26 protein-coding genes and 1 pseudogene are annotated in these 24,052 nt (G+C 64.5%); 15 read left to right on the top strand and 12 right to left on the bottom strand.

Translation table 11 applies throughout. The features are described from left to right. A pseudogene (locus tag YU9_RS47010) lies at positions 1-193 on the bottom strand (IS110 family transposase); the annotation flags it as partial. Positions 194-425: 232 nt separating this feature from the next. Between YU9_RS47010 and YU9_RS0138395 the strand changes: the two are divergent. Genes YU9_RS0138395 through YU9_RS0138410 form a run of 4 tightly spaced genes read left to right on the top strand, consistent with a single transcriptional unit; the run spans position 426 to position 2,897 of the window. Then, positions 426-1,223 carry a ComF family protein gene (locus YU9_RS0138395; RefSeq protein WP_027577408.1) on the top strand — a complete coding sequence of 266 codons (798 nt, stop codon included), beginning with the start codon at positions 426-428 and terminating at the stop codon, positions 1,221-1,223. 47 nt (positions 1,224-1,270) lie between these two features. Beyond that, positions 1,271-1,546, top strand: a complete 276-nt coding sequence (gene grxC, locus YU9_RS0138400; protein ID WP_027577409.1) for a glutaredoxin 3 — start codon at positions 1,271-1,273, stop codon at positions 1,544-1,546. Continuing rightward, positions 1,543-2,421, top strand: a complete 879-nt coding sequence (locus YU9_RS0138405) for a carbon-nitrogen hydrolase family protein (RefSeq protein WP_027577410.1) — start codon at positions 1,543-1,545, stop codon at positions 2,419-2,421. Before grxC ends, YU9_RS0138405 begins: the two co-directional genes overlap by 4 nt. Continuing rightward, positions 2,418-2,897, top strand: coding sequence for a DUF1178 family protein (locus tag YU9_RS0138410; RefSeq protein WP_027577411.1), 480 nt, complete (start codon positions 2,418-2,420; stop codon positions 2,895-2,897). Before YU9_RS0138405 ends, YU9_RS0138410 begins: the two co-directional genes overlap by 4 nt. A 117-nt stretch (positions 2,898-3,014) precedes the next feature. On the opposite strand, the gene YU9_RS0138415 is transcribed toward YU9_RS0138410, so the two are convergent. The 3 genes from YU9_RS0138415 to YU9_RS0138425 all read right to left on the bottom strand — a co-directional run bounded on the left by YU9_RS0138415 (position 3,015) and on the right by YU9_RS0138425 (position 5,269). Continuing rightward, the gene (locus YU9_RS0138415; RefSeq protein ID WP_027577412.1) at positions 3,015-3,914 is read right to left on the bottom strand and encodes an EamA family transporter; all 900 of its coding nucleotides are present in this window, start codon (positions 3,912-3,914) and stop codon (positions 3,015-3,017) included. 105 nt (positions 3,915-4,019) lie between these two features. Beyond that, a complete protein-coding gene (ubiG, locus tag YU9_RS0138420; protein WP_027577413.1) occupies positions 4,020-4,787 on the bottom strand; it encodes a bifunctional 2-polyprenyl-6-hydroxyphenol methylase/3-demethylubiquinol 3-O-methyltransferase UbiG in 768 nt (255 codons plus the stop codon). 14 nt (positions 4,788-4,801) lie between these two features. Next, entirely contained in the window at positions 4,802-5,269 is a 468-nt protein-coding gene (locus YU9_RS0138425) for a PH domain-containing protein (RefSeq protein WP_027577414.1), read from the bottom strand. A gap of 150 nt (positions 5,270-5,419) precedes the next feature. Between YU9_RS0138425 and YU9_RS0138430 the strand changes: the two genes are divergently transcribed. The 5 genes from YU9_RS0138430 to YU9_RS0138450 all read left to right on the top strand — a co-directional run bounded on the left by YU9_RS0138430 (position 5,420) and on the right by YU9_RS0138450 (position 12,574). Next, on the top strand, positions 5,420-6,676 hold the full coding sequence (locus tag YU9_RS0138430; RefSeq protein WP_027577415.1) for an aspartate kinase: 1,257 nt from the start codon (positions 5,420-5,422) through the stop codon (positions 6,674-6,676). A 374-nt stretch (positions 6,677-7,050) separates the two neighbouring features. Beyond that, positions 7,051-9,318, top strand: coding sequence for a phosphoenolpyruvate--protein phosphotransferase (gene ptsP, locus YU9_RS0138435; protein ID WP_027577416.1), 2,268 nt, complete (start codon positions 7,051-7,053; stop codon positions 9,316-9,318). Positions 9,319-9,375: 57 nt separating this feature from the next. Continuing rightward, the gene (gene prfA, locus YU9_RS0138440) at positions 9,376-10,461 is read left to right on the top strand and encodes a peptide chain release factor 1 (RefSeq protein WP_027577417.1); all 1,086 of its coding nucleotides are present in this window, start codon (positions 9,376-9,378) and stop codon (positions 10,459-10,461) included. A gap of 3 nt (positions 10,462-10,464) precedes the next feature. Then, entirely contained in the window at positions 10,465-11,346 is an 882-nt protein-coding gene (gene prmC, locus YU9_RS0138445; protein ID WP_027577418.1) for a peptide chain release factor N(5)-glutamine methyltransferase, read from the top strand. A gap of 463 nt (positions 11,347-11,809) precedes the next feature. Next, positions 11,810-12,574, top strand: coding sequence for a DUF4167 domain-containing protein (locus YU9_RS0138450; RefSeq protein ID WP_027577419.1), 765 nt, complete (start codon positions 11,810-11,812; stop codon positions 12,572-12,574). Between the two features lie 198 nt (positions 12,575-12,772). On the opposite strand, the gene YU9_RS0138455 is transcribed toward YU9_RS0138450, so the two are convergent. Then, positions 12,773-13,519, bottom strand: a complete 747-nt coding sequence (locus YU9_RS0138455; protein WP_027577420.1) for a methyltransferase domain-containing protein — start codon at positions 13,517-13,519, stop codon at positions 12,773-12,775. A gap of 108 nt (positions 13,520-13,627) precedes the next feature. Between YU9_RS0138455 and gloB the strand changes: the two genes are divergently transcribed. After that, complete coding sequence (gloB, locus tag YU9_RS0138460) at positions 13,628-14,395, top strand: hydroxyacylglutathione hydrolase (protein ID WP_027577421.1); 768 nt, start codon at positions 13,628-13,630, stop codon at positions 14,393-14,395. A 23-nt stretch (positions 14,396-14,418) separates the two neighbouring features. Next, positions 14,419-14,841 (top strand): cupin domain-containing protein, encoded by a 423-nt coding sequence (locus YU9_RS0138465; RefSeq protein ID WP_027577422.1) that lies wholly within the window; start codon positions 14,419-14,421, stop codon positions 14,839-14,841. 6 nt (positions 14,842-14,847) lie between these two features. On the opposite strand, the gene YU9_RS0138470 is transcribed toward YU9_RS0138465, so the two are convergent. The 3 genes from YU9_RS0138470 to YU9_RS0138480 all read right to left on the bottom strand — a co-directional run bounded on the left by YU9_RS0138470 (position 14,848) and on the right by YU9_RS0138480 (position 18,049). Beyond that, positions 14,848-15,717, bottom strand: coding sequence for a DMT family transporter (locus YU9_RS0138470; protein ID WP_027577423.1), 870 nt, complete (start codon positions 15,715-15,717; stop codon positions 14,848-14,850). A gap of 186 nt (positions 15,718-15,903) precedes the next feature. Then, entirely contained in the window at positions 15,904-16,629 is a 726-nt protein-coding gene (gene phbB, locus YU9_RS0138475) for an acetoacetyl-CoA reductase (protein ID WP_027577424.1), read from the bottom strand. Between the two features lie 241 nt (positions 16,630-16,870). Next, positions 16,871-18,049, bottom strand: coding sequence for an acetyl-CoA C-acetyltransferase (locus YU9_RS0138480; protein ID WP_027577425.1), 1,179 nt, complete (start codon positions 18,047-18,049; stop codon positions 16,871-16,873). A gap of 311 nt (positions 18,050-18,360) precedes the next feature. Here YU9_RS0138480 and phaR point away from each other — a divergent pair, with 311 nt between their 5' ends. Together phaR and YU9_RS0138490 are read left to right on the top strand one after the other, a co-directional pair. Then, positions 18,361-18,951 carry a polyhydroxyalkanoate synthesis repressor PhaR gene (gene phaR, locus YU9_RS0138485; protein WP_027577426.1) on the top strand — a complete coding sequence of 197 codons (591 nt, stop codon included), beginning with the start codon at positions 18,361-18,363 and terminating at the stop codon, positions 18,949-18,951. Between the two features lie 109 nt (positions 18,952-19,060). Continuing rightward, the gene (locus YU9_RS0138490) at positions 19,061-19,681 is read left to right on the top strand and encodes a trans-aconitate 2-methyltransferase (RefSeq protein WP_027577427.1); all 621 of its coding nucleotides are present in this window, start codon (positions 19,061-19,063) and stop codon (positions 19,679-19,681) included. A 151-nt stretch (positions 19,682-19,832) separates the two neighbouring features. Here the strand turns inward: YU9_RS0138490 and YU9_RS0138495 are convergent, their stop codons facing one another. Then, positions 19,833-20,720 (bottom strand): branched-chain amino acid aminotransferase, encoded by an 888-nt coding sequence (locus YU9_RS0138495; RefSeq protein WP_027577428.1) that lies wholly within the window; start codon positions 20,718-20,720, stop codon positions 19,833-19,835. A gap of 141 nt (positions 20,721-20,861) precedes the next feature. Between YU9_RS0138495 and YU9_RS0138500 the strand changes: the two genes are divergently transcribed. Further along, positions 20,862-21,797, top strand: coding sequence for an alpha/beta hydrolase (locus tag YU9_RS0138500; protein ID WP_027577429.1), 936 nt, complete (start codon positions 20,862-20,864; stop codon positions 21,795-21,797). A 9-nt stretch (positions 21,798-21,806) separates the two neighbouring features. Here YU9_RS0138500 and YU9_RS0138505 read toward each other — a convergent pair whose 3' ends face one another. Both YU9_RS0138505 and YU9_RS0138510 read right to left on the bottom strand, forming a co-directional pair. Beyond that, positions 21,807-22,055, bottom strand: coding sequence for a hypothetical protein (locus YU9_RS0138505; protein ID WP_027577430.1), 249 nt, complete (start codon positions 22,053-22,055; stop codon positions 21,807-21,809). Between the two features lie 127 nt (positions 22,056-22,182). Then, the gene (locus tag YU9_RS0138510) at positions 22,183-22,743 is read right to left on the bottom strand and encodes a carboxymuconolactone decarboxylase family protein (protein WP_027577431.1); all 561 of its coding nucleotides are present in this window, start codon (positions 22,741-22,743) and stop codon (positions 22,183-22,185) included. Between the two features lie 155 nt (positions 22,744-22,898). Between YU9_RS0138510 and YU9_RS0138515 the strand changes: the two genes are divergently transcribed. Continuing rightward, the gene (locus tag YU9_RS0138515) at positions 22,899-23,474 is read left to right on the top strand and encodes a hypothetical protein (protein ID WP_027577432.1); all 576 of its coding nucleotides are present in this window, start codon (positions 22,899-22,901) and stop codon (positions 23,472-23,474) included. Between the two features lie 25 nt (positions 23,475-23,499). On the opposite strand, the gene YU9_RS0138520 is transcribed toward YU9_RS0138515, so the two are convergent. Beyond that, positions 23,500-23,964: an Lrp/AsnC family transcriptional regulator gene (locus tag YU9_RS0138520; protein WP_027577433.1), complete on the bottom strand. Its 465-nt coding sequence runs from the start codon at positions 23,962-23,964 to the stop codon at positions 23,500-23,502. Positions 23,965-24,052 lie beyond the last annotated feature (88 nt).

Consider the following 24,052-nt stretch of genomic DNA (forward strand, 5'->3'; position numbering starts at 1 on the left):
GTTCCCGCGCCCAGTAATGCGCCCCGCCGCAGGCTTCCATCCCGACCTTCGTCGCCGGCAGCCGTGCGAAGAAGGCCAGCATGTCACGCCGGCGCAGTTTCTTGCGCAGCACCGGTTGCTCCGCTGCGTCAACCCCATGCAGCTGGAAAACACTCTTGGACGTATCCACTCCAATTCGGATAACCTCGCTCACGGACGGCTCCCTTGTCTGAGATCTAAACCGACCTCATTCTGGCACACTGATGCCGTCGGGGGGCCGTCCACCCCAACAGGGAATGCCCAGCAGGTCGCGGTGAGATGGGTCCCGGCTCAGCAGCGCACCGCTGCACCGGACGATGCTTCGCACCGCCGGGGAAGCGCTGCGCTGCGTCCGGGGCACGAGGGCGTGGCTTGAGCACTGTCGAGCGGAACGCTAGCCTCTCCTCATGGAAGCCGACACTGCCCCTCCCCGTTCCATCCCTGCACCGCTGCGAGCCGCATGGACCGCCGGCCGCCACATGCTGGCGCGCGCAGCACGACTTGCCCTGGACATCGCGCTGCCGACACTGTGCGTGTCCTGCCGCGAGCCGGTGGACGGCGAAGGCGTTTGCGCTTCGTGCTGGGCGCGGCTGTCGTTCATCGAACGGCCCTATTGCCCGCGGCTCGGCATTCCCTTCGTCTATGATCCCGGCTCCGACATGCTGTCGATGGAGGCGATTGCGAGCCCGCCGGCCTACCAGCGCGCCCGCGCCGCGGTGCGCTATGACGACGTCGCGCGCACGCTGGTGCATGCGCTCAAATACCAGGACCGCACCGATCTGGCGCCGGCCATGGGCCGCTGGATGGCACGGGCCGGCAGCGAGTTGCTCGCTGGCGCCGACATGCTGGTGCCTGTGCCTCTGCATTGGCGGCGAGCCTGGCGCCGCCGCTACAACCAGTCCGGAGCGCTGGCGCGCATCATCGAGCGGCAGAGCGGGGTCAAGGCGCGGGGCGACGTGCTGCGGCGGGTGCGTGCGACCGAGCAGCAGATCGGCCTGTCGCGGGCCCAGCGCGCCACCAATGTGCAGGGCGCATTCCAGGTATCTGCCGACCGTCAGGCCGCGGTCCAGGGTCGCCGCATTGTCCTGATCGACGATGTCCTGACCTCGGGTGCGACATTGGATGCCTGCGCGCGTGTCTTACTTCGCGCCAAGGCGGCCCAGGTCGACGTGCTGGTGTTCGCCCGGGTTGTGGAGATCAGGTGAAGTCCCATATAATTCAATGAATTCATGACATGAGAGCGCCAGACGAGATGACTGCTGCTGTCGAGATCTATACCAGGCCGGGCTGCGGCTATTGTTCCGCCGCCAAGTCGCTGCTGACCCGCAAGAAGGCGAGCTTCACCGAATTCGACGTCGCCAAGAACCCGTCCTGGCGCCAGGAAATGTACGGCCGCGCCGGCCAAGGTTCGACATTCCCGCAGATCTGGATCGGCAGCACCCATGTCGGCGGCTGTGACGACCTCTATGCGCTCGACCGCGAAGGCAAGCTCGACGGCATGCTCGAAAGCATCAGGGCCGCCTCATGAGCGAGAATCGCACCTTCACCGCCGCCATGGTGCAACTGCGCACCGGCCTGATGCCCGGGCCGAGCCTCGAACAGGCAACGAGGCTGATCCGGCAGGCTGCTGCCAATGGCGCCGACTACGTGCAGACGCCCGAAGTCAGCAACATGATGCAGCTGAACCGTAAGGCATTGTTCGAGCATCTGCAGAGCGAGGAGGACGACACCTCGCTGAAGGCCTACCGGGCGCTCGCGGCGGAGCTGAAGATTCACCTCCATGTCGGCTCGCTGGCGCTGCGCTTCTCGCCGGAGAAGGCGGTCAACCGCTCCTTCCTGATCGGGCCCGAGGGCGATGTGCTCGCGAGCTACGACAAGATCCACATGTTCGACATCGAGCTGCCAGACGGCGAGAGCTATCGCGAATCCGCCAATTACCAGCCGGGCGAGACCGCCGTGATCTCGGATCTGCCCTGGGGCCGCATCGGGCTGACGATCTGCTACGATTTGCGCTTCCCCGCGCTGTACCGCGCGCTCGCCGAGAGCGGCGCGTATTTCATCACGGTGCCGTCCGCCTTCACCCGCAAGACCGGCGAAGCGCATTGGCACGTGCTGCTGCGTGCACGGGCGATCGAGACCGGCTGTTTCGTCTTCGCTGCAGCCCAGGCCGGCCTGCACGAGAACAAGCGCGAGACCTATGGCCACTCGCTGATCATCGATCCCTGGGGCGAGATCCTCGCCGAGGGTGATGTCGAGCCCGGCATCATCATGGCCAAGATCGATCCGGCCAAGGTCGAAACGGCGCGCCGGGCTATTCCATCGCTCCAGCACGGCCGTCGCTTCGGCGTCTCCGATCCCAAGGCGGGGCCGGACCATTTGCACCTCGTGCGGGGCTCGGCATGATCCGCTACGCGCTTCGCTGCGACCGCGACCACGACTTCGAGAGCTGGTTCCAGAGCTCGTCGGCCTATGATTCGCAGGTGAAGCGGAAGCTCGTGACCTGCCCGATCTGCGGCTCAGCCAAGGTCGACAAGGCGATCATGGCGCCGCGCATCGTCGGCAAGAAGGGGCGCGCGGCGCTATCGCCCGAACCGGCCACCACGGCCGCGACGCCCGACGCTGCACCGTCCGGACCGACCTCGCTGCTGATGGCGCAGGAGCGCGAGCTGCGCGCGAAGCTGAAGGAGCTGCGCGATCACATCGTCAAGAACGCGGACAATGTCGGCGACCGTTTTGCCAACGAGGCCCGCGCCATGCATTACGGCGACAAGGAGCACCGTCCGATCTACGGCGAGGCCTCGCCGGAAGAGGCGAAGTCGCTGATCGACGAAGGCATCGAGGTCTCGCCACTGCCGACGCTGCCGGAAGACCGGAACTGACGCGCAAAGCGCGTCATCCCGGGATGGTCCGAAGGACCAGACCTCAGATGCGCAATTGCGCATCGGGGATCTCGAGATTCCGGGTTCGCCCTTCGGGCGCCCCGGAATGACAGCCAGCTAAGCCCCCACCAGCAACGCTACGCCCAGCACGATCAGCGCGATGCCAAAAATCTCGCGCGGCGCGATCGGCTGCTTGAACGAGTAGTAGGCCACTGCTTGCGCGAACAGCACCTCGATCAGCGCGAGCGTGCGGACATTGGCGGCGGCCGTCAGCGCGAACGCCAGGAACCAGAATTGCGAGGCGAAGGCGCCCGTGAAGCCCGCCAGCATCGACGGCCGCCATAACCTAAGGATTCCCCGCAACACGTCTGGCGCGCGCCAGAGCAGATAGATCGTCAGCACCAGCGTCTGCACGAACAGGCCGAGCACCAGCGTGAACGATGAGGCCGTCACGAACGACACGTCCGGCACCGTGATGATGGCGCCGCGAAAACCGACCGCGGAGAGCGCGAACGCCGCCGCGGCGACGAGACCGGTAATGGTCGGCTTCAGCTCGGCAAAGCTCTTCTCGCCGCCAGGGCGTAGCGCGGTGATGACGACGCCGACGGTCGCGATCACGATCGCCAGCACCTTCAGCCAGGTCAGGTGATCGCCGAGGAAGACGAAGCCGAAGATCGCGGTCTGGATCGCTTCGGTCTTCAGGTAAGCCGTCGTCACGACAAAAGAGCGGTCGTTCATTGCGAGCAGCATCAGGCCGGTCGCCACGATCTGGCTGAGCGCGCCGAGCAGCAGCCAAGGCCAGAACACGGCCGGCGGTGCGCTCAGATGATCGCCAGTCGCGACCAGGACCACGCCCAGGAACAGCAGCGAGAACGGGAAGCCAAACAGGAAGCGGATATTGGTCGCGCCCCAGGTCCCCAGCGGCTTCGTCAACGACCGCTGCATCGCATTGCGCGCGACTTGGCCCAGCGCGGCAATGACGGTGAAGGGAATCCAGAGGCTGGCGATGGTGAACATGGGGGTTGGGCGGAGAGCTTGAGACTTTGTCCAACCTGCAGTTAGCGGTGAAGCAGGTCAATCACGCCCACGTCATAGGAGCGATGCTTACGCCTCACTGAGCCTTCACACCATCGCTTCGGCCACCACCATGTAGTTCACGTCCATGTCCGACGAGAGCGACCATTTGTCGGCGAAGGGTGAGTAGACGACGCCGGCCTGCTCGGTGATGACGAGGCGGTTGTCGAGCAGATATTTGGTCAGCTCGTCGGGGGTGACGAACTTGTTCCATTCGTGGGTGCCGCGCGGCAGCCAGCGCAGGACGTATTCGGCGCCGACGATGGCGAGGGCGAAGCTCTTCCAGTTGCGGTTCAGCGTCGAGACCACCATCAGGCCGTTCGGCTTCAGCATCGTGGCGCAGCGCTTCAGGAAGATGCCCACGTCGGTGACGTGCTCGACCACCTCCATCGCCAACACGATGTCGAAGCGCTCGCGCGGGTCGATCTCCTCCACCGTGGTGCAGCGATAGTCGATCGCCAGATGGCTCTTGTCGGCGTGCAGCTTCGCCGCCGCGATGTTGCTCGCCGAAGGGTCGATGCCGACGACCTGGGCCCCCAGGCGCGACAGCGGCTCGCAGAGCAGGCCGGCCCCGCAACCGATGTCGAGCACGCGGAGACCCCCGAGGCAATTGAGGCTGCGGACGTTGCGCTCGAACTTGCGGCAGGCAGCGTCGCGGATGTAGCCGAGCCGCAGCGGGTTGATCCGGTGCAGCGGCGCCATCTTGCCCTTGGGGTCCCACCACTCCGCCGAGAGTTTTGAGAATTTCGCGATCTCGGCGGCGTCGACGGTCGAGCCCGGCTGGGCGGAGAGGGAAGTATTTTGCTGCATGCTCATGGTTACGCGCGGTCCTACCGCGTGGTGATCGAACTACGGAAAGCCAGCGGCGAGGCGATGGTCTTGATCGTCTCGATCCCCTCGCCGACGCCGCGTATCGTCACGTCGCCGTAATTGAGAATACGTCCAAGAATGGTCTGATCGACGTCGACGCTCTCGACCTTGTCCAGCGCCATCTCAAACGTGCGGCGCTTGATGAACCCGGTCTTGTGCACGACCCTGAGGTTGGTGACGTCGGTCTCGGTGGTGAACCGATGGAACCAGCCCTTGATGGTCCAGTACAAGGCCGCCAGGGCCACGAGACCAGAGGCGACGAGGCAAAGCAAAACGAGCCCGTCGGCGGTGGCCTGCCGCGACAGGATGAGCAGGGCCAGCGCCACGATCCAGGCCACGATGGCCGGGAAATAGAAGATCCAGTGCGCATTGGTCGAATACAGCACCCGCTCGCCCGGTTGCAGGATCTCGTCGATATAGCGCGCCATGACCTCGGTTAACCCACTACCCCGCACCCTGCCCCGCAGGAACCCGCTTGCCCCCGGCCCCGCCGCTCTGTATACGCGCGGTCGGTGTCCGCGAGGCACGTCCAGTGCGGGTCACCATACTGATCCTTATGAAGGAATGCACGCGTCGTCATGAGCCGCCTCGTGATGAAATTCGGCGGCACGTCCGTCGCCAACATCGAACGTATCCGCAACGTCGCACGCCATGTGAAGCGTGAGGTCGACGCCGGCCATGAAGTGGCCGTGGTCGTCTCCGCCATGGCCGGCAAGACCAACGAGCTGGTCGCCTGGTGCACCGAGGCTTCGCCGATGCATGACGCGCGCGAATACGACGCCGTGGTCGCCTCCGGCGAACAGGTCACGTCCGGCCTCCTTGCCATCTTGCTCCAGGGCATGGGCATCCAGGCCCGCTCCTGGCAGGGTTGGCAGATCCCGATCAAGACCAGCGACGCCCATGCCTCGGCCCGGATCGAGGACATCGACGGCAGCGAGATCATCAAGCGCTTTAGGGAGCGCAAGGAGGTCGCGGTCATCGCCGGCTTCCAGGGCATCAACCCCGAGACGGGTCGCATCACCACGCTCGGCCGTGGCGGCTCCGACACCTCGGCCGTGGCGATCGCCGCCGCCGTCAAGGCGGACCGTTGCGACATCTACACCGACGTCGACGGCGTCTACACCACCGACCCGCGAATCGTGCCGAAGGCCAAGAGACTCGACAAGATCGCGTTCGAAGACATGCTGGAACTGGCCTCGCAGGGCGCCAAAGTGCTCCAGGTCCGCTCGGTGGAACTCGGCATGGTCCACAACATGCCGATCTTCGTCCGATCGAGCTTCGACAAGCCCGAGGATATTGACCCGCATGCCAACCAGCCGCCCGGCACGCTGATCTGCAGCGAGGAGGAGATCATGGAAAGCCACGTCGTCACCGGCATCGCCTTTTCGAAGGACGAGGCCCAGATCTCGGTGCGCCAGATCGAGGACAAGCCTGGCGTTGCGGCCTCGATCTTCGGCCCGCTGGCGGATGCCAACATCAACGTCGACATGATCGTGCAGAATGTTTCCGAGGACGGCAAGACCACCGACCTCACCTTCACGGTGCCGGCGGCCGACTACACCCGCGCCAAGGATACGATTACCGCGGCCAAGGCCAAGATCGGCTATGCACGGCTCGATACCGCCACCGACGTCGCCAAGATCTCGGTGATCGGCAGCGGCATGCGCAGCCACGCCGGCGTCGCCGCCCAGGCGTTCTCGGCCCTTGCGGGGCGGAACATCAACATCCGGGCCATTACAACCTCCGAGATCAAATTCTCGGTCTTGATCGATACCGCCTATACCGAGCTTGCGGTGCGCACGCTGCACACGCTCTACGGCCTCGATCAGGCCTGAAGCGCGACCCTCGTCGCGCTTCAGATTGTCGTTTGAGCATGGTCTTTCCGGAAAACCGCTTCGCACTTTTCCGGACCATGCCTGGGCTAATTTTCTCTTAGCGGTCGCAGCAAACGCGAAGGTATACACACCTTCGCGTTTGGCAGGCGTTTTGCTTGGCAAAACAAGCCTCAATTCGCTATACGGCGGACAGGGTGGGCTGCCGCAGACTGTGTCCCAGTTCAGGCGGCGCTGATTCGGTACAAGCGCCAAATCTCGGGTAGATTTTGAGCTTGCGCCTGCGCCGGACAAACAATTTGGTTGTTTTTCTGGAATTTTGGGCCAGCCGCCGGCCGATACCGCCGGGCCCGGCAGACGGAGGAGATTGACGGTTCATGCGGAGCGCGTCGGGAGGTCCCCGCGTCTTGTTGAGACGGCTCCGCGAAACCATGGCGGAGCAGGTCTCGGCCCAGGAGCGGCTGGACAAGATCGTGGTGCTGATCGCCGCCAACATGGTGGCCGAGGTGTGCTCGGTCTATGTGCTGCGCGTCGACAACACGCTCGAGCTTTATGCCACCGAAGGCCTCAACCGCGAGGCGGTGCACAACACCGTGCTCAGCGCTCATGAGGGCCTCGTCGGCCTCGTCGCCAGCGAGGCGACGCCGCTCAACCTCAGCGATGCGCAGAGCCACCCGGCGTTCTCATTCCGCCCCGAAACCGGCGAAGAAATCTACCATTCGTTCCTCGGCGTGCCAATCCTGCGCGCCGGCAACACGCTCGGCGTGCTGGTGGTGCAGAATCGCGCCAAGCGCAACTATGTCGAGGAGGAGCTCGAGGCGCTGCAAACCACCGCCATGGTGCTGGCGGAGCTGATCGCCTCTGGCGAGCTGTCTGCGCTCGCCAAGCCCGGCCTGGAACCGGCCGCGCGCCATTCCGCGCAGAAGGTCGGCGCCATCCTCTCGGAAGGCATCGCGCTCGGCCATGTCGTGCTGCACGAGCCGCGCGTCGTCATCAAGGACTACATCGCCGAAGACCTGCCGAGGGAGATCAAGCGGCTCGACGGCGCACTGGCCAAGCTGCGCTCCGACCTCGACCGCATGCTGGAGCGCGGCGACGTCGCCGATGGCGGCGAGCATCGCGAGGTGCTGGAAGCCTACCGCATGTTCGCCAACGACCAGGGCTGGTCGCACAAGCTGCACGAGGCGGTTGCCACCGGCCTCACCGCGGAAGCCGCCGTCGAGCGCGTGCAGTCCGACACCCGCGCGCGCATGCTGCGCTCGACCGATCCCTATCTGCGCGACCGCCTGCATGACCTCGAGGATCTCGGCTACCGCCTGATGCGGCAACTGGTCGGACAGGACCATGCGCCTTCGCGCGAGCAATTGCCCGACAACGCCATCGTCATCGCCCGCGCGATGGGTCCGGCGGCGCTGCTCGACTACGACCGCAAGCGCCTGCGCGGCATCGTGCTCGAGGAAGGCACCGCCAATTCCCACGTCTCGATCGTGGCGCGCGCGCTCGGCATTCCCGCCGTCGGCGAGGTGCCGAACGCGCCCGGCATCGCCGATCCCGGCGATGCCATCATCGTCGACGGCACCTCCGGCTCGATCTATGTGCGCCCGTCGCAGGAAATCGAGGCGGCCTTCGCCGAGCGCGTGCGCTTCCGCGCCCGCCGCCAGGCGCAGTATCTGGCGCTGCGCGACCGGCCCTGCGTCACCAAGGACGGCCAGGGGGTCGAGCTGATGATCAACGCCGGGTTGGCCATCGATCTGCCGCATATCGAGGACACCGGCAGCGCCGGCATCGGCCTGTTCCGCACCGAGCTGCAATTCATGGTCGGCCAGAGCCTGCCGCGCACCAGCGACCAGCTCGCGCTTTATCGCACCGTGCTTGATGCCGCCGGCAGCAAGCCCGTCACCTTCCGCACCCTCGATATCGGAGGCGACAAGGCGCTGCCCTATATGGAAGCGGTGATCGAGGAAAATCCCGCGCTCGGATGGCGGGCGATCCGGCTCGGGCTGGATCGCCCTGGCCTGTTGCGCGGCCAGATCCGCGCGCTGCTGCGCGCCGGCGGCGGCCGCGCACTGCGCATCATGTTCCCGATGATCTCGGAGGTCGCCGAATTCGACGCAGCCAAGGCGCTGGTCGAGCGCGAGCTCACATATTTGCGCCAGCACGGCCACACGCTGCCTGAAAGAATCGACATCGGCACCATGGTCGAGGTCCCCGCGCTGCTCTATCAGCTCGACGAGCTGCTGAAGAAGGTCGACTTCATCTCGGTCGGCTCCAACGACCTGTTCCAGTTCCTGTTCGCGGTCGACCGCGGCAATGCCAAGGTGTCCGAGCGCTTCGACACCATGTCGGCACCGATCCTGCGCGCGCTGCGCGACATCGCGCGCAAGGCGCACGCGGCGCAGAAGTCGCTCTCGCTCTGCGGCGAGATGGCGTCCAAGCCGATCGGCGCGCTGGCGCTGATCGCGCTGGGCTACCGCTCGCTGTCGCTCTCGGCGACTGCACTCGGCCCGGTCAAGGCGATGGTGCTCGACCTCGACGCCAAGAAGGCCGAAGCCATGCTCACCCCTCTGCTGGATGCGCCGGCGGGCAGCGTCTCGATCCGGCAAAAGCTGACGGAATTTGCGGAGGCCGAAGGCTTGGCGTTGTAGCGGACCTGTCGCTGCTTCCTGCCGCCTCGCCTCCTTCCGCCATTTGAGACTGAACCGATGTCGTCACTCCCCGAAGCCAAACTGGACGTCCTGCTCGCGCATCACGCCTCGCTCGAGGCTGAATCGCTCGGACAGCTCGCCTCCGAGCGCTATGTGCAGATCACGCGCGAGCTCGCCGAGATCACGCCGCTGATCGAGGCGGTGAAAGCCTATCGTTCCGCCGTCAAGGAGCTCGCCGACGCCGAGGCGCTGATCGCCGATCCCGCGACCGATGCCGAGATGCGGAGCATGGCGGAAGCAGAGCGCGACGAGCTGACGCCCAGAATCGAGGAGCTGGTTCAGAAGATCCGCGTCGCGCTGCTGCCCAAGGACGCCATGGATGACCGCAACGTGATGCTGGAAATCCGGGCCGGCACCGGCGGCGATGAAGCCTCACTGTTCGCCGGCGACCTGTTCCGGATGTACGAGCGCTTCGCTGCCTTGCAAGGCTGGAAGGTCGAGGTGATCTCGGCGAGCGAAGGCACGGTCGGCGGCTACAAGGAAATCATCGCGGAGGTGCAGGGCCGCGGCGCATTCTCGAAGCTGAAATTCGAATCCGGCGTGCACCGCGTGCAGCGCGTGCCCGATACCGAGACGCAGGGACGCATCCACACCTCTGCGGCAACGGTCGCCGTGCTGCCGGAGGTCGAGGACGTCGACGTCGACATCAAGAACGAGGATCTGCGCATCGAGACCATGCGGGCGCAAGGCGCGGGCGGCCAGCACGTCAACAAGACCGAATCGGCGATCCGCATCACCCATATCCCGACCGGCATCGTGGTGATGATGCAGGACAGCCGCTCGCAGCACAAGAACCGCGCCTCCGCCATGAACATCCTGCGCTCGCGCATCTATGATGCCGAGCGGCAACGCGTCGACGCGGCCCGCTCCGCCGAACGCAAGGAGAAGGTCGGCTCCGGAGACCGCTCCGAGCGCATCCGCACCTATAATTTTCCGCAAGGGCGCGTCACCGACCATCGCATCAACCTCACGCTCTACAAGCTGCCGCAGGTGATCGCGGGTGAAGCGCTGGGCGAATTGATCGACGCACTGACGACGGAGCACCAGGCGGCACAGCTCGCTGCGCAAGGCGCGGCGGCCTGAGGCGTGAGCAACCCTTTCGCCGGACAATCCATCGAGCGCGCGCGGCGTACGCTGGCTGCACAGCTGAAATCGGCACAGCTCGACGAAGCCGAGCTCGACGCACGCATCCTGATCAGCGCGGCGCTCGGCCTCGACCTCACCGGCCTCGTCACGCAGGCTGCCCGTCCTCTCACCGCGGCCGAAGCATCGCGGCTCGCGCAGCATGCACAGCGCCGCATCGCTGGCGAGCCGGTGGCGCGCATTCTCGGGACACGCGAATTCTGGGGCCTGCCATTCCGCCTGTCGGAAGCAACCCTGGTTCCACGCCCCGATACCGAGACGGTGGTCGAGCGTGCGCTTGAGCTTTTTCGCGAGCGGCAGGCGTCTCATCCGCCCCGCATCGCCGACATCGGCACCGGATCCGGCGCGATCCTGCTCGCGCTGCTGCACGAAATTCCAGATGCTTTCGGAGTCGGCACCGATCTCAGCCAGAACGCGCTCAGAACCGCCAGGGACAATGCCGCGGCGCTCGGCCTCGCCGGTCGCGCCGCCTTCGTCGCCTGTTCCTATGCGGCGGCGCTCCGCGGCCCGTTCGACGTCATCGTCTCGAACCCGCCCTATATTCCCTCGGGGGAGATTCCGAAATTGAGCATCGAGGTGCGCGAGCACGATCCGCATCTGGCGCTCGACGGCGGCAATGACGGATATGACGCCTACCGCGCCCTGATCCCGCAGGCAGCCGAACGGCTCGCGCCCGGGGGCGCGCTGATCGTCGAGGCCGGACAGGGCCAGGCCCAAAATATTGAAACCTTGATGAGGGGCGCCGCGTTATCGCTGGACAGGCCACCCAAGGCCGATTTGGCGGGTATCCTACGGGCCGTTTCGGCCCGAAAAATGCCCCCATAAAAGCCGGATTGGGCTGCAAATACCTCTTGGAATATCGCCTGGGAACGACTACGTTCCGTTCAACACATCGGTGCCGGCCCCGTAGACCTACGGGCGAAAGCCGGGCTCTCGGGCGAGAGCTTTACTGATTTAAAGGTTCCAAGCCGCAGGTCCTGTTGAGCGCGATGGCCAGTGGAGCTGCGCTGCTCTCCGACCGCAACGTGAACGAAAGCCAGATATTGCGCTTGAAGACTTACGCAAGAAAGCTGGGCTTGTTTCGGCAGGCGAAATGAATGGGTTCGCTGGCAATGAATGCTGGCGGGTGGGGAACGCGTCTTTGTTGAACGCGATGGTCGACGAACATCGGCAGGGTTCGATCCGCTCTTGCGCGCGGTGCGCGCGAGAGGTGTGAGGCGCTGTCACCAGGTCACTCCTAGCAATCAGTAATGCGTGCAACCTTTAGGGCTGGAATTAAAGGCAGGACATGAGAAACGGTCAAAACAAGCAGCGGATGCGCAACCGCAACAACAATAACAACAACCGGCGCGGCCAGAACCCGATGACCCGGGTCTACGAGTCCAACGGACCCGACATCAAGATTCGCGGCACCGCTTCGCACATCGCCGAAAAGTACCTCCAGCTTGCGCGGGACGCGCGCTCGTCCGGCGACCCCGTTGCAGCCGAGAACTATTACCAGCACGCCGAGCATTATTTCCGCCTGATCGCGGCGGCCCAGGAGCAGTTCCGCCAGAACCAGCAACCGCGCGGCGATGAGCCCGTCAGCAGCAGCGACGACGGCGAGGACGACGGCGAGAATTTCTCGGCCTTCGGCCAGGAGCCGGGCTTCGTCCCGCAGCCGCAACAGCAGCCCTTCATGCGCGACCGCGACGGCCAGCGCGATCACCACCAGCGTGATCATCAGCCGCGCGACAACCAGCCGCCCTATCAGCGTGACAACCAGCAGCCGCGTGAGCACCGCGAACGCGAGCATCGTCCGCAGCCGCAATATCAGCCGCAGCCGCAACCCGCGAACCAGCCGCAGCCCGTCATCGCCGATGCCGGCGGTGTCGACCGCCTGCCGTCCTTCATCACCGGCGCGCAGCCGCAAGTGAATGGCGGTCAGGGCGGCTTCGAGGGCGGTGGCGGCGGCGAGCGCTATCCGCGCCGGCGCCGCCGGCCGCATGGACCGCGTCCCGAGCGCGAAGCGGCTCCCGCCGCGTCCAGCGACGAGGTCGCCCCGGGCGAGTAAGATTCTTCTGATTTTATGATCTAGATCGTCCCGGCCTCGCCGGGACGATCTGTTTCTGAAGATGTGCATTGGCGCTGTTGCACCTCTCCCGCTTGCTTACGGGAGAGGTCGGCGCAAAGCGCCGGGTGAAGGCTCTCTCCCCACCCCTCTCCCGCAAGCGGGAGAGGGAGCGCACCGTCTTTCCGGCGACGCTTGCGCCTAACTACGCGTCACTGTCGTCGAGGACGGCACCAGCACGGGCTTGGCCAGCGAGGGAATCAGCCGCGCCCGCTCGCGCTTGGCGGGGATCGCGCGGTAGACCTGCTTGGTCGCCTCCACGATATGGACGCCGGCAAAGGGCAGCGACAGCGCCGCCCCCGCACGCTCCCACATCTGCGCCGATTTCAGCACCCAGCCGCCGGCGTAAGGCGGCATGAACAGCGCCTCGCCCCAGGCGGTCGGCGTGAACCAGGTCTGGCGCAACAGCTCGGTGATCTGCGAGCGTGAATAGGGCCGGCCGTGACCGAACGGCGTGCTGTCGGTGCGGGTCCACACCCCGCGCCGGTTCGGGATCACGGCGATCACGCGCCCCGACGGCGACAGCACGCGCCACACCTCGCGCAGCAGCGCAGCCGGATCGTCCGACATCTCCAGCGCGTGGACCAGCAGGATGCGATCGACCGCGGCGTCAGGAAGCGGCAGCGAGAATTCGTCGACCAGCGAGGCCAGCGCCGGCCGGCCCGTCGGCCATTTCAGGACGCCCTGGGCCGCCGGCATGAAGGCGATGCAGCGCTCGGCGTCCTCGCGGAACAACCCCAGATAGGGCGTGGGGTAGCCGATGCCGAGCACGCGCTGGCCCTCGGCGCCGGGCCAGCGCTCCCTGATGCCGCGATTGATCATTTGCCGCGCCACGATCCCGAGGCGGCGGGAATAGAACTCGCGGAGGTCGACGACGTCGATGGTCATGACGGCAATGTAACATGCGCGAGGGCACGCCTGCGCGCGGAATATTGCATTGCCTGCGCAACGTTAACGCCATATTTGTCTGCCGGGGCTGAGCGCGATGGAGATGACATGGCCGCCGAAATTCGTACTTTCACCTGTTTAAACGACAATTTCGGTTATCTGATCCACGATGTGGAAACCAAAGCGACGGCGTCGATCGACGCGCCGGAAGCCGGCCCCATCCTCAAGGCCCTGGAGCGCGAGGGCTGGCAGCTGACTGATATCCTGATCACCCATCATCATGGCGATCATGTCGGCGGGGTTGCCGAACTCAAGCAGAGATACAATTGCCGCGTCGTCGCGCCGCACGACAAGACAACGAAGATCGCAGATGTCGACCAGCGCGTCGCCAATGCCGACGTGGTCAAGATCGGCAATTTGCTGGCGCGGGTCGTGGAGACGCCCGGCCACACGCTCGACCACATCTCCTACGTGTTCGACACCGAGAAGACGGTGTTCGCCGCCGACACGCTGTTCTCGATCGGCTGCGGCCGAGTCTTCGAAGGCACCTACCCGATGATGTGGGATTCGCTTTTGAAGCTGCGCGCCCTGCCCGACGACTTCAAGCTCTATTGCGGCCACGAATACACGGCGTCCAACGTCAAGTTCGCGCTCACCATCGAGCCGGACAATGCGGCGCTCCAGGTGCGCGCAGCGGAAGTGACGAAGCTCCGGGCCGACAACAAGCCGACCATTCCCTCGCTGCTGGGCGACGAGAAGCGCGCAAACGTGTTCCTGCGCGCCGATGAGCCGGCGGTCGCGGCCAAGCTGCACATGAAGGGCGCAGATCCCGCCGCGGTATTCGGCGAGCTGCGCGAACGCAAGAACAAGTCCTGAAGAACAAATCCTGACGGGGATCGATGCCGACCGCAGCCGAGATCATCGCGCGCCTCGAACTCCGACCGCATCCCGAAGGCGGGCATTACCGCGAAACGTTTCGCGACCAGGCCACGGACGCCAACGGGCGTTCGCGCTCGACCCTGATCTACTTCCTGCTCGCACGCGGCGAGCGCTCACACTGGCATCGCGTCGATGCGGTCGAGACGTGGCACTATTACGCCGGCAGCCCCTTGATGCTGCGCATCGCCCACGACGGCTGCTCACAGCACGAGGTTCGGCTCGGCACCGACCTCGTCAGCGGCGAGCGGCCGCAGGCCATCGTGCCGGCGAATGCCTGGCAGATGGCGGAAACCACGGGCGAGTGGACGCTGGTCGGCTGCACCGTGGCGCCCGCGTTTGAGTTCGCAGGCTTCGAGCTCGCGCCGGCGGGCTGGGAGCCGTAGCTCCCGTCACCTCTTCCGCAGCACCATGTCCTTCGCCGCGATCAGGCCACCGCCCGCGATCAGGATTGCGGCGATGGCGATGTTGGTGCTGGCCTTGGCAAAACCGGCAGCGATGAGGAATCCGGTCGAGAGCAGCGGCGTCGCGTAGGAGGCGGCGCCGAGCACGCGGATGTCGCCGCGCTTCATGCCGATGTCCCAGGCGTAAAACGCAGCACCGACGGGGCCGATGCCGAGTGCGATGACCGAGAGCCATTGCACTGTGGTCTCCGGCCAGACCGTGGTTTCAAGCAAACCATGCATCAGCGCGGCCAATATGGCCGTGGCAAGACAGAAACCCGCGACGGCATCGGTCGGCACCGCCTTCAATCGACGGGACAGCACCGAATAGCTGGCCCAGACGAAAGCGGCGATGAAGGCCGCGATCAATCCCGGCACCGCGCCCGGCGCGAAGCCGGAGGTGTTGCCGGCGAACAGCAGCACGGTCCCGACGAGGCCGAGCACGGCGCCGATGATGTGGTGCACGGCCAGACGCTCGCCGGGCAGAAATGACGAGAACAGCACGATCAATAGCGGCCACAGGTAATTCAGAAGCCCGGCTTCAGCCGGCGGCGCGAAGCGCAACGCGAGAAAATACAATGCGTGATAGCCGAACAGGCCTCCGACGCCGACGACCCAGACGACGGGCGGCTGCCGCAGGCTTTTCGCCGCCGCGCTCCGCCCGATCCAGGTGAGCAGGCCGACGATGCCGCCGATCGCGAAGGTCATCGCAGCGAGCTGAAACGCCGGAATCTTTCCGGTCGCCACCGTCATCACTGAGAGCAGCGACCACATCAGGATCGCGGTCAATCCGATCAGCGTGGCGGTGCGGGGAGTCATTCCAGGGAGCCCTTGTCATTCCGGGATGGCGCATAGCGCCAGACCCGGAATCTCGAGATTCTCAGGTGCGCAATTGCGCACCATAGTTCGCCGCTGTCGCGGCGCCCCGGAATGACAGGGCATGATGCCCGGGACAAGCCCGGGCATGACGATGTGGAAAATATCAGCCGGCGTGATGCGATCGCATCACACCATGTACTGGCCACCGTTGACCGTCAGCGTCGAGCCGGTGATGAAGCCGGACTCATCGGCCGCGAGGAACACGACAGCGCGGGCAATCTCCTCGGGCTCGCCAAGCCGGCTGGCCGGGATCTGCGGAATCACGTTCTTCTCCAAAACGTCTTTCGGCACCGCCTGCACCATTTCGGTGTTGATGTAGCCGGGGCAGATCGCATTGACGGTAATGCCGCCCTTGGCGTTCTCGAGCGCGAGCGCCTTGGTGAAGCCGATGTCGCCGGCTTTCGCCGCGGAATAGTTGACCTGACCGAACTGCCCCTTCTGGCCGTTGATCGACGAGATCGAGATGATGCGGCCGAACTTGCGCGCGCGCATGCCCTCGATGACCTGGCGCGTCATGTTGAACAGCGAGCCGAGATTGGTGTTGATGACGGCGTTCCACTGCTCGAGCGTCATCTTGTGGAAGGCGGTGTCGCGGGTGATGCCGGCATTGTTGACGAGCACCTCGATCGGCCCGAGATCGGCCTCGACCTTCTTCACGCCGTCGGCGCAGGCGTCGAAACTGCTGACGTCCCATTTGTAGACGGCGATGCCGGTCTCGGCCTTGAATTTCTCCGCGGCCGCATCATTGCCGGCATAGCTTGCCGCGACCTTGTAGCCGGCCGCCTTCAGCGCCTTGCTGATCGCAGCTCCGATGCCCCGCGTACCACCCGTCACCAGTGCAACACGTGCCATGTCGTATTCCTTCCCTTGGACTCTTCGGACGTTTCTGACGTGATCTTTTTTAACTACGGATTATGCGGGACGTTTGACGGACATCAAGAACAAAACGCCCGGCGTGAGCCGGGCGTTTCTCTTTAGTCGAGGCTTGCGGGGTTGCGAAGAATATTTGATTTGCAACCGCTGCTTTTTTAGTCGCGTGCAACGCACACGCTGACGTGTGCGGCGCACGCGTCAGCTGCGTGTCAGGTCGTCGTCAGTCGCGCGCCACACACATGGCGATGCCCATGCCGCCGCCGATGCACAGCGTGGCCAGGCCCTTCTTCGAATCGCGCTTCTGCATCTCATGCAGCAGCGTCACCAGCACGCGCGCGCCGGAGGCACCAATCGGATGGCCGATCGCGATCGCGCCACCATTGACGTTGACCTTGGAGGTGTCCCAGCCGAGGTCCTTGTTGACGGCGCAGGCCTGTGCCGCGAAGGCTTCGTTGGCCTCGATCAGGTCGAGATCGCCGGCGCTCCAGCCGGCCTTCTTCAGCGCGGCACGCGAGGCCGGGATCGGGCCCGAGCCCATGATCTTCGGATCGACGCCGGCCTGAGCCCACGACACGATGCGCGCGAGCGGCTTCTTGCCTTCCTTGGCGGCCTGCTTCGCGGTCATCAGCACCACGGCGGCAGCGCCGTCATTGATGCCGGAGGCCGACCCCGCGGTGACCGTGCCATCCTTCTCGAAGGCCGGCTTGAGCTTCGCCATCGCATCGAGCGTGGCGCCGTGACGCGGATATTCGTCGGCGCTGACAACCACGTCGCCCTTGCGGGTCTTGATGGTGACGGGGACGATCTCGTCGTTGAACTTGCCGGCCTTCTGCGCGGCCTCCGCCTTCTGCTGCGAGGCGACCGCGAACTCGTCCTGCTGGGCACGCGTGATCTGCCACTGCCGCGCGACGTTCTCGGCGGTGTTGCCCATGTGGTAGCCGTTGAAGGCATCCCACAGGCCGTCCTTGATCATGGTGTCGACCAGCTCGAGACCGCCCATCTTGACGCCGCCGCGCAGGTGCTGGGCGTGCGGGGCCATGCTCATGGATTCCTGGCCGCCGGCGACCACGATCTCGGAATCGCCGTTGAGCAGCGCCTGATAGCCGAGCGCAACCGTGCGCAGGCCCGAGCCGCAAAGCTGATTGACGCCCCAGGCCGGACTCTCCACCGGAATACCGGCGGCGATCGAAGCCTGGCGGGCCGGGTTCTGGCCCTGAGCCGCGGTCAGGATCTGGCCCATGATGACTTCCGAGACCCGGCCGGGTTCGATGCCACCGCGCTCCAGCGCGGCCTTGATGGCGATGGCGCCGAGGTCATGGGCAGGAAGGGTCGCGAAGGCTCCGTTGAAGCTTCCGACCGGGGTGCGGGCGGCGCTGACGATGACGACATCGTCTGACATGGGCATCTCCTGGGGCTTGAGGTTCTTGTGAAGGGGCAGGCGGGGCTGGAAAGCAATCGCCAGTCTCGTCGGCCATCCTGTTAACGTCGTTGAGGCATGTCAATCGGCCGGGCACCGAATTCATACCGCAGCGCATTCAAAATAGCGTTCTTGGCGTTTCCGCAAGCAGGTTTTGCTGCCCGATTAACCGTGGCGCACAAAACGGTAGCGTGACCCCTTTGAAAATGCTTATTTTGTTGCGTTGCGTACTCTTCCCGCCCTGCGGCATGGCCCGCCGGGTTCCCGTTCTCCGCGCTTGCAAGTGAGAGCCCATGGCGAAATCAGACCAACCCACCACCATCAAGAAATACGCGAACCGCCGGCTCTATAACACCGGAACGAGTACTTACGTGACGCTGGAAGACCTCGCCGCCATGGTCAAGGACGGCGAAGACTTCCTGGTCTACGACGCCAAGACCGGCGACGACATCACCCGCTCCGTGCTCGCCCAGATCATCTTCGAGCAGGAGAACAAGGCCGGCCAGAACCTGCTGCCGACCACCTTCCTCCGCCAGCTCATCCGCTTCTATGGCGACAGCATGCAGATGGTGGTGCCGAAATATCTGGAGCAGTCGATCGCGACGCTGACCCAGGAGCAAGAGAAGTTCCGCAAGCAGATTGCCAACACGCTGTCCGGCACTCCTTTTGCTCCGTTGGAGGAGCAAGTCCGCCGCAACATGGAGCTATTCCAGCAGACCTTCTCGATGTTCAAGCCGTTCGCAGCACCTCGTCCGGCCGCCACTCCCGAGCCGGAGCCCGATGCGAATGCCGAGGCGCCGAAGGACAGCAACATCGACGAGCTGCGCCAGCAGATGAAGGAAATGCAGGAACGCCTCGAGCGGATGTCGAAGAAGGACGAATAGGTCCTCCGTTTCGTGCTGGCGCGTCCGCATGCGGCGGGCGCGCGAATTGCCAGTTGATCCCGGCGGCACCGCTTACGCGCTGCCGTCCCCGGCCAAGGCCGGAGCCACCATGTCTGACCGCACCATGCACTGGGAGAACGTCTACGCTACCAAGGGCGAGACGGAGGTCAGCTGGTATCAGGAGAGACCGACGACCTCGCTCGAGATGATCCGCGCGGCCAAATCCGATCATGAAGCGGCGATCATCGATGTCGGCGGCGGTGCTTCGCGGCTGGTCGATGCGCTGCTTCAAGACGGATACCGCCGTCTCGCCGTGCTGGACCTCTCCGCCAACGCGCTCGACGTGGCGAAGAAGCGCATCGGCCAGGCCGCTTCAACGGTCGACTGGATCGTCGCCGACGTCACGACATGGCAGCCGGCCAAGATCTACGACGTCTGGCACGATCGCGCTGCGTTTCACTTCCTGACCGATGCCCGCGACAGGGCCGCTTACGTCGAGCGCCTGCGCTCGGCGGTTGGCCCCGGCGGACAAGTCATCATCGCGACGTTTGCACCCGATGGTCCTGAGAAATGCAGCGGCCTGCCGGTGCAGCGCCACAACAGCGCCAGCCTTGCGGCGGAGCTTGGTCGAGAGTTCGAGCTGGTCGAGACGCGACGCGAGACGCATCACACGCCGTGGCAATCGACGCAGGCGTTTCAGTTCAGCCGGTTTCGGAGGCGCGGCTCATAAGCACGCGACGTGCGCTCGAATTTGTGGATTCTCGATGCTCCCACAAGCTCGTCATTGCGAGCGCAGCGAAGCAATCCAGACTGCCACCGCGGAGGGATTCTGGATTGCTTCGCTGCGCTCGCAATGACGAGTCCGCAGAAACAGCGCGAGCCTACGCCGCAAGCTTCACCGCATGCGCAAAGTCCCAATAGAGCTTTCGCGCCTTGGTGTAGAACGGGCCCGGCTTCAGCTCGCGCTCGTCGATGCGGATCACCGGCGCGACCTTTGCGAAATTGCCGGTTGAAAAGATCTCGTCGGCGGCCAGGAAATCGGCATAGCGCAGCGTCTTTTCGATCACGGTGACGCCGTCGCCGCGAAGCAGGCTGATGACGCGCTGGCGCGTGATGCCGTTGAGGAAGGTGCCGTTCGGCACCGGCGTGAACACCACGCCATCCTTGGCCATGAACACGTTGGAATTGCCGAACTCTGCGACATTGCCGAGCATGTCGAGCATCAGCGCGTTCTGGAAGCCGCGCGAAGCAGCTTCCGCGAGCGCACGCGAATTGTTCGGATAGAGGCAGGCGGCCTTGGCCTCAACCGGCGCGCATTCGGCCGTCGGCCTGCGGAACGGCGACAACGTGATGGCGTTGCCGACGGGCTTTGGCATCGGCGCCTCGTAGATGCACAGGCACCAATTGGTGGTCTCGGGGTCGAACAGCACGCCGCCGCCGCTCCCGTTCTGCGCCCAGTACATCGGACGGATATAGAGCTCGGCATTCGCCGCAAAGCGCGCGATGCCTTCGTTCGCGAGCGTCAGCCAAGTGTCGGTATCGACCACCGGCTTCAGGCCGAAATTGATCGCGGACTGATTGGCGCGGGCGACGTGACGGTCGAGATCGGGCACGACACCCTCGAACGCACGCGCACCATCGAACACGACCGAGCCGAGCCAGGCCGCATGCGTGCGCGGGCCCATGATCGGCACATTGCCGTCGTGCCATTTGCCCTCGAAGAAGGTCCAGCTCGGCGAATACTCGATGGACTTCTTGATCTCGGCCATGACCGGCGTCTCCCTGCAATATCCGGGCACTATTATCCCGATTTCTAAAGGATTCGCTGCGGAATTTGGGCACCCTCCCCCTCCAGGGGAGGGTAAGACAGAACAAACCGGCTATAGTATCGAACACGATACGGAGTGCCCATGCCGCTCGATCCGCTCGCAGAGCGTTTGTTGACCATGATGGCTGCGGCTGGGCCGCAAGCACGGAGCCGGCCCAGCGTCGAAGCGCGCCGGCAGTCGCTGGCGAAGCTGATGCAGTTCGCGCGCACTGAGGCGCCTGACGTGACCGCGTCCGACGGCATGCTGCCCGGCCCTGGCGGAGAACTCCCCTATCGTCTCTATTCACCCGCTTCTGCCGGCGAATCCGCGCCGGGCTTCGTGTTCTTCCATGGTGGCGGCCTCGTCGCCGGCAGCATTGCCACGCATGACCGCATCGCCGCGGCGCTTGCGCATGCGACCGGATGCCGCCTGGTCTCGGTCGACTACCGACTCGCACCCGAGCACAAGTTTCCAGCGGCCGTGGACGATGCGATCGCCGCGACCGAATGGGTGGCGCGAGAGGCGGCATCGCTCGGCATCGATGCCGAGCGGCTGGTGGTCGGGGGCGATTCCGCCGGCGCCACATTGGCGGCGATCGTGTGCCAGGAGGCTTTGCAAAATGCCGGCCTCTCGATCGTGGCGCAATGCCTGATCTGCCCGGTACTGGATTTCGAGGAGACCTCGCCCTCGCGCGAGGAATTCGCGGAAGGACACCTGATCGACCGTATCACGATCGAGGCCGATCTTTCCGACTATCTGCCTCGCGGCATCGACACCGCCGATCCGCGCGTCTCTCCGTTGCGCGCGACACGGCTCACCGGCCTGCCGCCCGCGATCATCCACACCGCCGAGTACGATCCGATGCGCGACGAAGGCAATGCCTATGCCCGCAAGCTGCTCGCCGCGGGCGTCGCCGTCGAGCATGTCTGCCACGACGGCATGGTTCACAATTTCCACGCCATGGGCGCAATCCTGCCGCAGGCGCAGCTCGTGCTGTCGCAGATCGGCGAGCAGGTGCGGAGGGCGGTGAAGACCTGAGAGCGCGAATCACGCGCGCGCGTCGAGCACGGCCCTGGCTGCGACGACATATTCAGGCCAATGCGTATCCGCATAACGCTGGGCTTGACGCGCACAGGTGACATCCGGCGCATGGGCTGCTGCAATCATGCGCGCAAAGCGCTCTTCGGCCACAGTCGTGTCGTCGTTGGCAAGCGGCGGCACAGCGGCCATCACTGCGGGGGGGGCCACGGCGAGCCCCGCAAGTCCGGCAAGCAAGATGCGGCGTGACGTCTTCATGGCTGTCATTTCCTGTTGTCCTGCCCTGTTGCCTTGCTCTTCGATAGTGGGTGGCGAATGCGTCACCATGACGACCGCAAGGTAGCGCTTCGCCGCCCCCCGGTCCAGAAGCCGCGAGAGCGGGAAGCTAATCCGGCACCGGCACATCGAAGGTATTGAGCGTGACCGAGACCATGCAGTAGATGCCGACGAGATAAGACAGCTCGGCCGCGCCATGCTCGCCGAATTCCTTCACGGCCGCGCGCCAGGTCAGTTCCGGCAGTACGCCACCGCCGACCAGTGCCGAGGCCATGTCATAGGCGACCGCCTCCTGCTTGGTGAGGTCCACCGGCCGCTGCCCGGCGACGATGGTCGCGAGCTTCTCGTCCGAGAGACCGCGCTGTTCGGCCACCAGCACATGGGCATAGAGCTCGTAGCCGGAACGGAAATGCGAGCCAGTGACGAGAATCGCGACCTCGCGGACGGCAGCAGGCAGCAGTGGGTTCGACGCGATCGCCTTGACCAGCTCCCACACCGGCTTGCCGAAGCGCGGCTCGCGGATCCAGGGATTCCAGGGTCCGAGCAGCGCGCCGTCGTCGCGCATGTTCACAAAACCCTTGAAATGATCCTTGATGCCGGCTCGCATGTCGTCATAGAGCGGCTTTTGCTCGTCGGTCAGCTCTTTCGGATCGAGAATGGGAAGGCGCACGGTGGGGTCTCCTCATTGATAAGAGGTGAAGGTCGCTTGCATAGGCATGCAAGGCAAGTGAAGTTGCCGTGACGGCTGTGCGATTTTACAGGTGGTGTAGAGACGTCACCACAACCATGATATGTCCCAGCATCTTGTCATCGGCGAGTCATCAAATGACCGATCTAATCGTCGGCCTCGATAGTTGGGTTATTCAGGACGGCAACTACGGCGATTTCGCACAAGCGACAAACGTCTCATTCGCGCTTGAATTCTGCCCGCTAGTCCCACTTCCGAAGTGCGGTCGGTTTGACCGCAGAGCTCCGTCACTTAAGCAAATCGTGGAGAGTTCTTACCAAGTTGTTGGCCAGGTTGTGCACGCACAAGATGATTGGTGGGTACTGGACGCAGGAATTCTCATGTATTGCGACGGAAAACCCCCTGACAATGTTCGCCTGGACGCCTGGTTGGAAGGACTAATCTTCATCGGAGTAGACCCATTCTTTTACTTCGAAAGTCATGCGTACCAGCCAGGCGCGCCCGCCTTGGTCTACGATTGGCACATCGACAAGATAGAAATGGAGACAGGCCCTTTCATCGAAACGAAACCAAAGCACTTTGAACGAGATCCCGCGAAATGCGGATGGAAAGAGGTGGCCAAGACCGACGCGTGGCGCGAACAAGGGCCTTATCGGCTCCACTGCACGCGTCTAGGTGGGCCGCGCGCAGCCCAGAGCAGGCGCCGTCCCTGATCGACGCATTGCGAGGTCTGACCGGTCAAAACTCCAGCGGCGCGTTGTCGACGACTTCCTTCATCACGAAAAAGGTGCGGGTCTGGCGCACGCCGGGCAGCGCGATGAGCTGCTCGCCGTGGATGCGGTTGAAGTCCTCCATGTCGCCGACGCGGATCTTCAGGAAGTAGTCGAAATCGCCGGCGACGAGGTGGCAGTCGAGCACGAATTTCAACTTCGCAATCGCCTGTTCGAAGGTGGCAAAGCTCTCCGGGGTGGAGCGATCGAGCACGACGCCGACCATCACCAGCGCCCCCTTCCCGACCTTCTTCGGCGCGACCATGGCACGGACGGCGGCGATGAAGCCGTCCTCGAACAGGCGCTGGGTGCGACGGTGGCAGGTGGCGGGGCTGATCGCGACGGTCTCGGCCAGCTCGGCGTTGCTGAGCCGGCCGTTATTCTGCAGCAATCTCAGGATCTTAAGGTCGACACGGTCAAGCCGGGCTGGCACGGAAGATACTTTCATTTATGATGCACAATCTGGAAGAAACCTTACTCCCTGGCTATCCCTGTGCAAGTAATCTACAGGCCGAGTGCCA

The organism is Bradyrhizobium sp. WSM1743 (assembly GCF_000473065.1).
In the GTDB taxonomy this organism is placed as follows: domain Bacteria; phylum Pseudomonadota; class Alphaproteobacteria; order Rhizobiales; family Xanthobacteraceae; genus Bradyrhizobium.

Bases quoted from the DNA above. Each gene is read 5' to 3' on its own strand.
- YU9_RS0138395 (WP_027577408.1), top strand. From the start codon at position 426: ATGGAAGCCGACACTGCCCCTCCCCGTTCCATCCCTGCACCGCTGCGA.
- grxC (WP_027577409.1), top strand. From the start codon at position 1,271: ATGACTGCTGCTGTCGAGATCTATACCAGGCCGGGCTGCGGCTATTGT.
- YU9_RS0138405 (WP_027577410.1), top strand. From the start codon at position 1,543: ATGAGCGAGAATCGCACCTTCACCGCCGCCATGGTGCAACTGCGCACC.
- YU9_RS0138410 (WP_027577411.1), top strand. From the start codon at position 2,418: ATGATCCGCTACGCGCTTCGCTGCGACCGCGACCACGACTTCGAGAGC.
- YU9_RS0138415 (WP_027577412.1), bottom strand. From the start codon at position 3,914: ATGTTCACCATCGCCAGCCTCTGGATTCCCTTCACCGTCATTGCCGCG.
- ubiG (WP_027577413.1), bottom strand. From the start codon at position 4,787: ATGAGCATGCAGCAAAATACTTCCCTCTCCGCCCAGCCGGGCTCGACC.
- YU9_RS0138425 (WP_027577414.1), bottom strand. From the start codon at position 5,269: ATGGCGCGCTATATCGACGAGATCCTGCAACCGGGCGAGCGGGTGCTG.
- YU9_RS0138430 (WP_027577415.1), top strand. From the start codon at position 5,420: ATGAGCCGCCTCGTGATGAAATTCGGCGGCACGTCCGTCGCCAACATC.
- ptsP (WP_027577416.1), top strand. From the start codon at position 7,051: ATGCGGAGCGCGTCGGGAGGTCCCCGCGTCTTGTTGAGACGGCTCCGC.
- prfA (WP_027577417.1), top strand. From the start codon at position 9,376: ATGTCGTCACTCCCCGAAGCCAAACTGGACGTCCTGCTCGCGCATCAC.
- YU9_RS0138450 (WP_027577419.1), top strand. From the start codon at position 11,810: ATGAGAAACGGTCAAAACAAGCAGCGGATGCGCAACCGCAACAACAAT.
- YU9_RS0138455 (WP_027577420.1), bottom strand. From the start codon at position 13,519: ATGACCATCGACGTCGTCGACCTCCGCGAGTTCTATTCCCGCCGCCTC.
- gloB (WP_027577421.1), top strand. From the start codon at position 13,628: ATGGCCGCCGAAATTCGTACTTTCACCTGTTTAAACGACAATTTCGGT.
- YU9_RS0138465 (WP_027577422.1), top strand. From the start codon at position 14,419: ATGCCGACCGCAGCCGAGATCATCGCGCGCCTCGAACTCCGACCGCAT.
- YU9_RS0138470 (WP_027577423.1), bottom strand. From the start codon at position 15,717: ATGACTCCCCGCACCGCCACGCTGATCGGATTGACCGCGATCCTGATG.
- phbB (WP_027577424.1), bottom strand. From the start codon at position 16,629: ATGGCACGTGTTGCACTGGTGACGGGTGGTACGCGGGGCATCGGAGCT.
- YU9_RS0138480 (WP_027577425.1), bottom strand. From the start codon at position 18,049: ATGTCAGACGATGTCGTCATCGTCAGCGCCGCCCGCACCCCGGTCGGA.
- phaR (WP_027577426.1), top strand. From the start codon at position 18,361: ATGGCGAAATCAGACCAACCCACCACCATCAAGAAATACGCGAACCGC.
- YU9_RS0138490 (WP_027577427.1), top strand. From the start codon at position 19,061: ATGTCTGACCGCACCATGCACTGGGAGAACGTCTACGCTACCAAGGGC.
- YU9_RS0138495 (WP_027577428.1), bottom strand. From the start codon at position 20,720: ATGGCCGAGATCAAGAAGTCCATCGAGTATTCGCCGAGCTGGACCTTC.
- YU9_RS0138500 (WP_027577429.1), top strand. From the start codon at position 20,862: ATGCCGCTCGATCCGCTCGCAGAGCGTTTGTTGACCATGATGGCTGCG.
- YU9_RS0138505 (WP_027577430.1), bottom strand. From the start codon at position 22,055: ATGAAGACGTCACGCCGCATCTTGCTTGCCGGACTTGCGGGGCTCGCC.
- YU9_RS0138515 (WP_027577432.1), top strand. From the start codon at position 22,899: ATGACCGATCTAATCGTCGGCCTCGATAGTTGGGTTATTCAGGACGGC.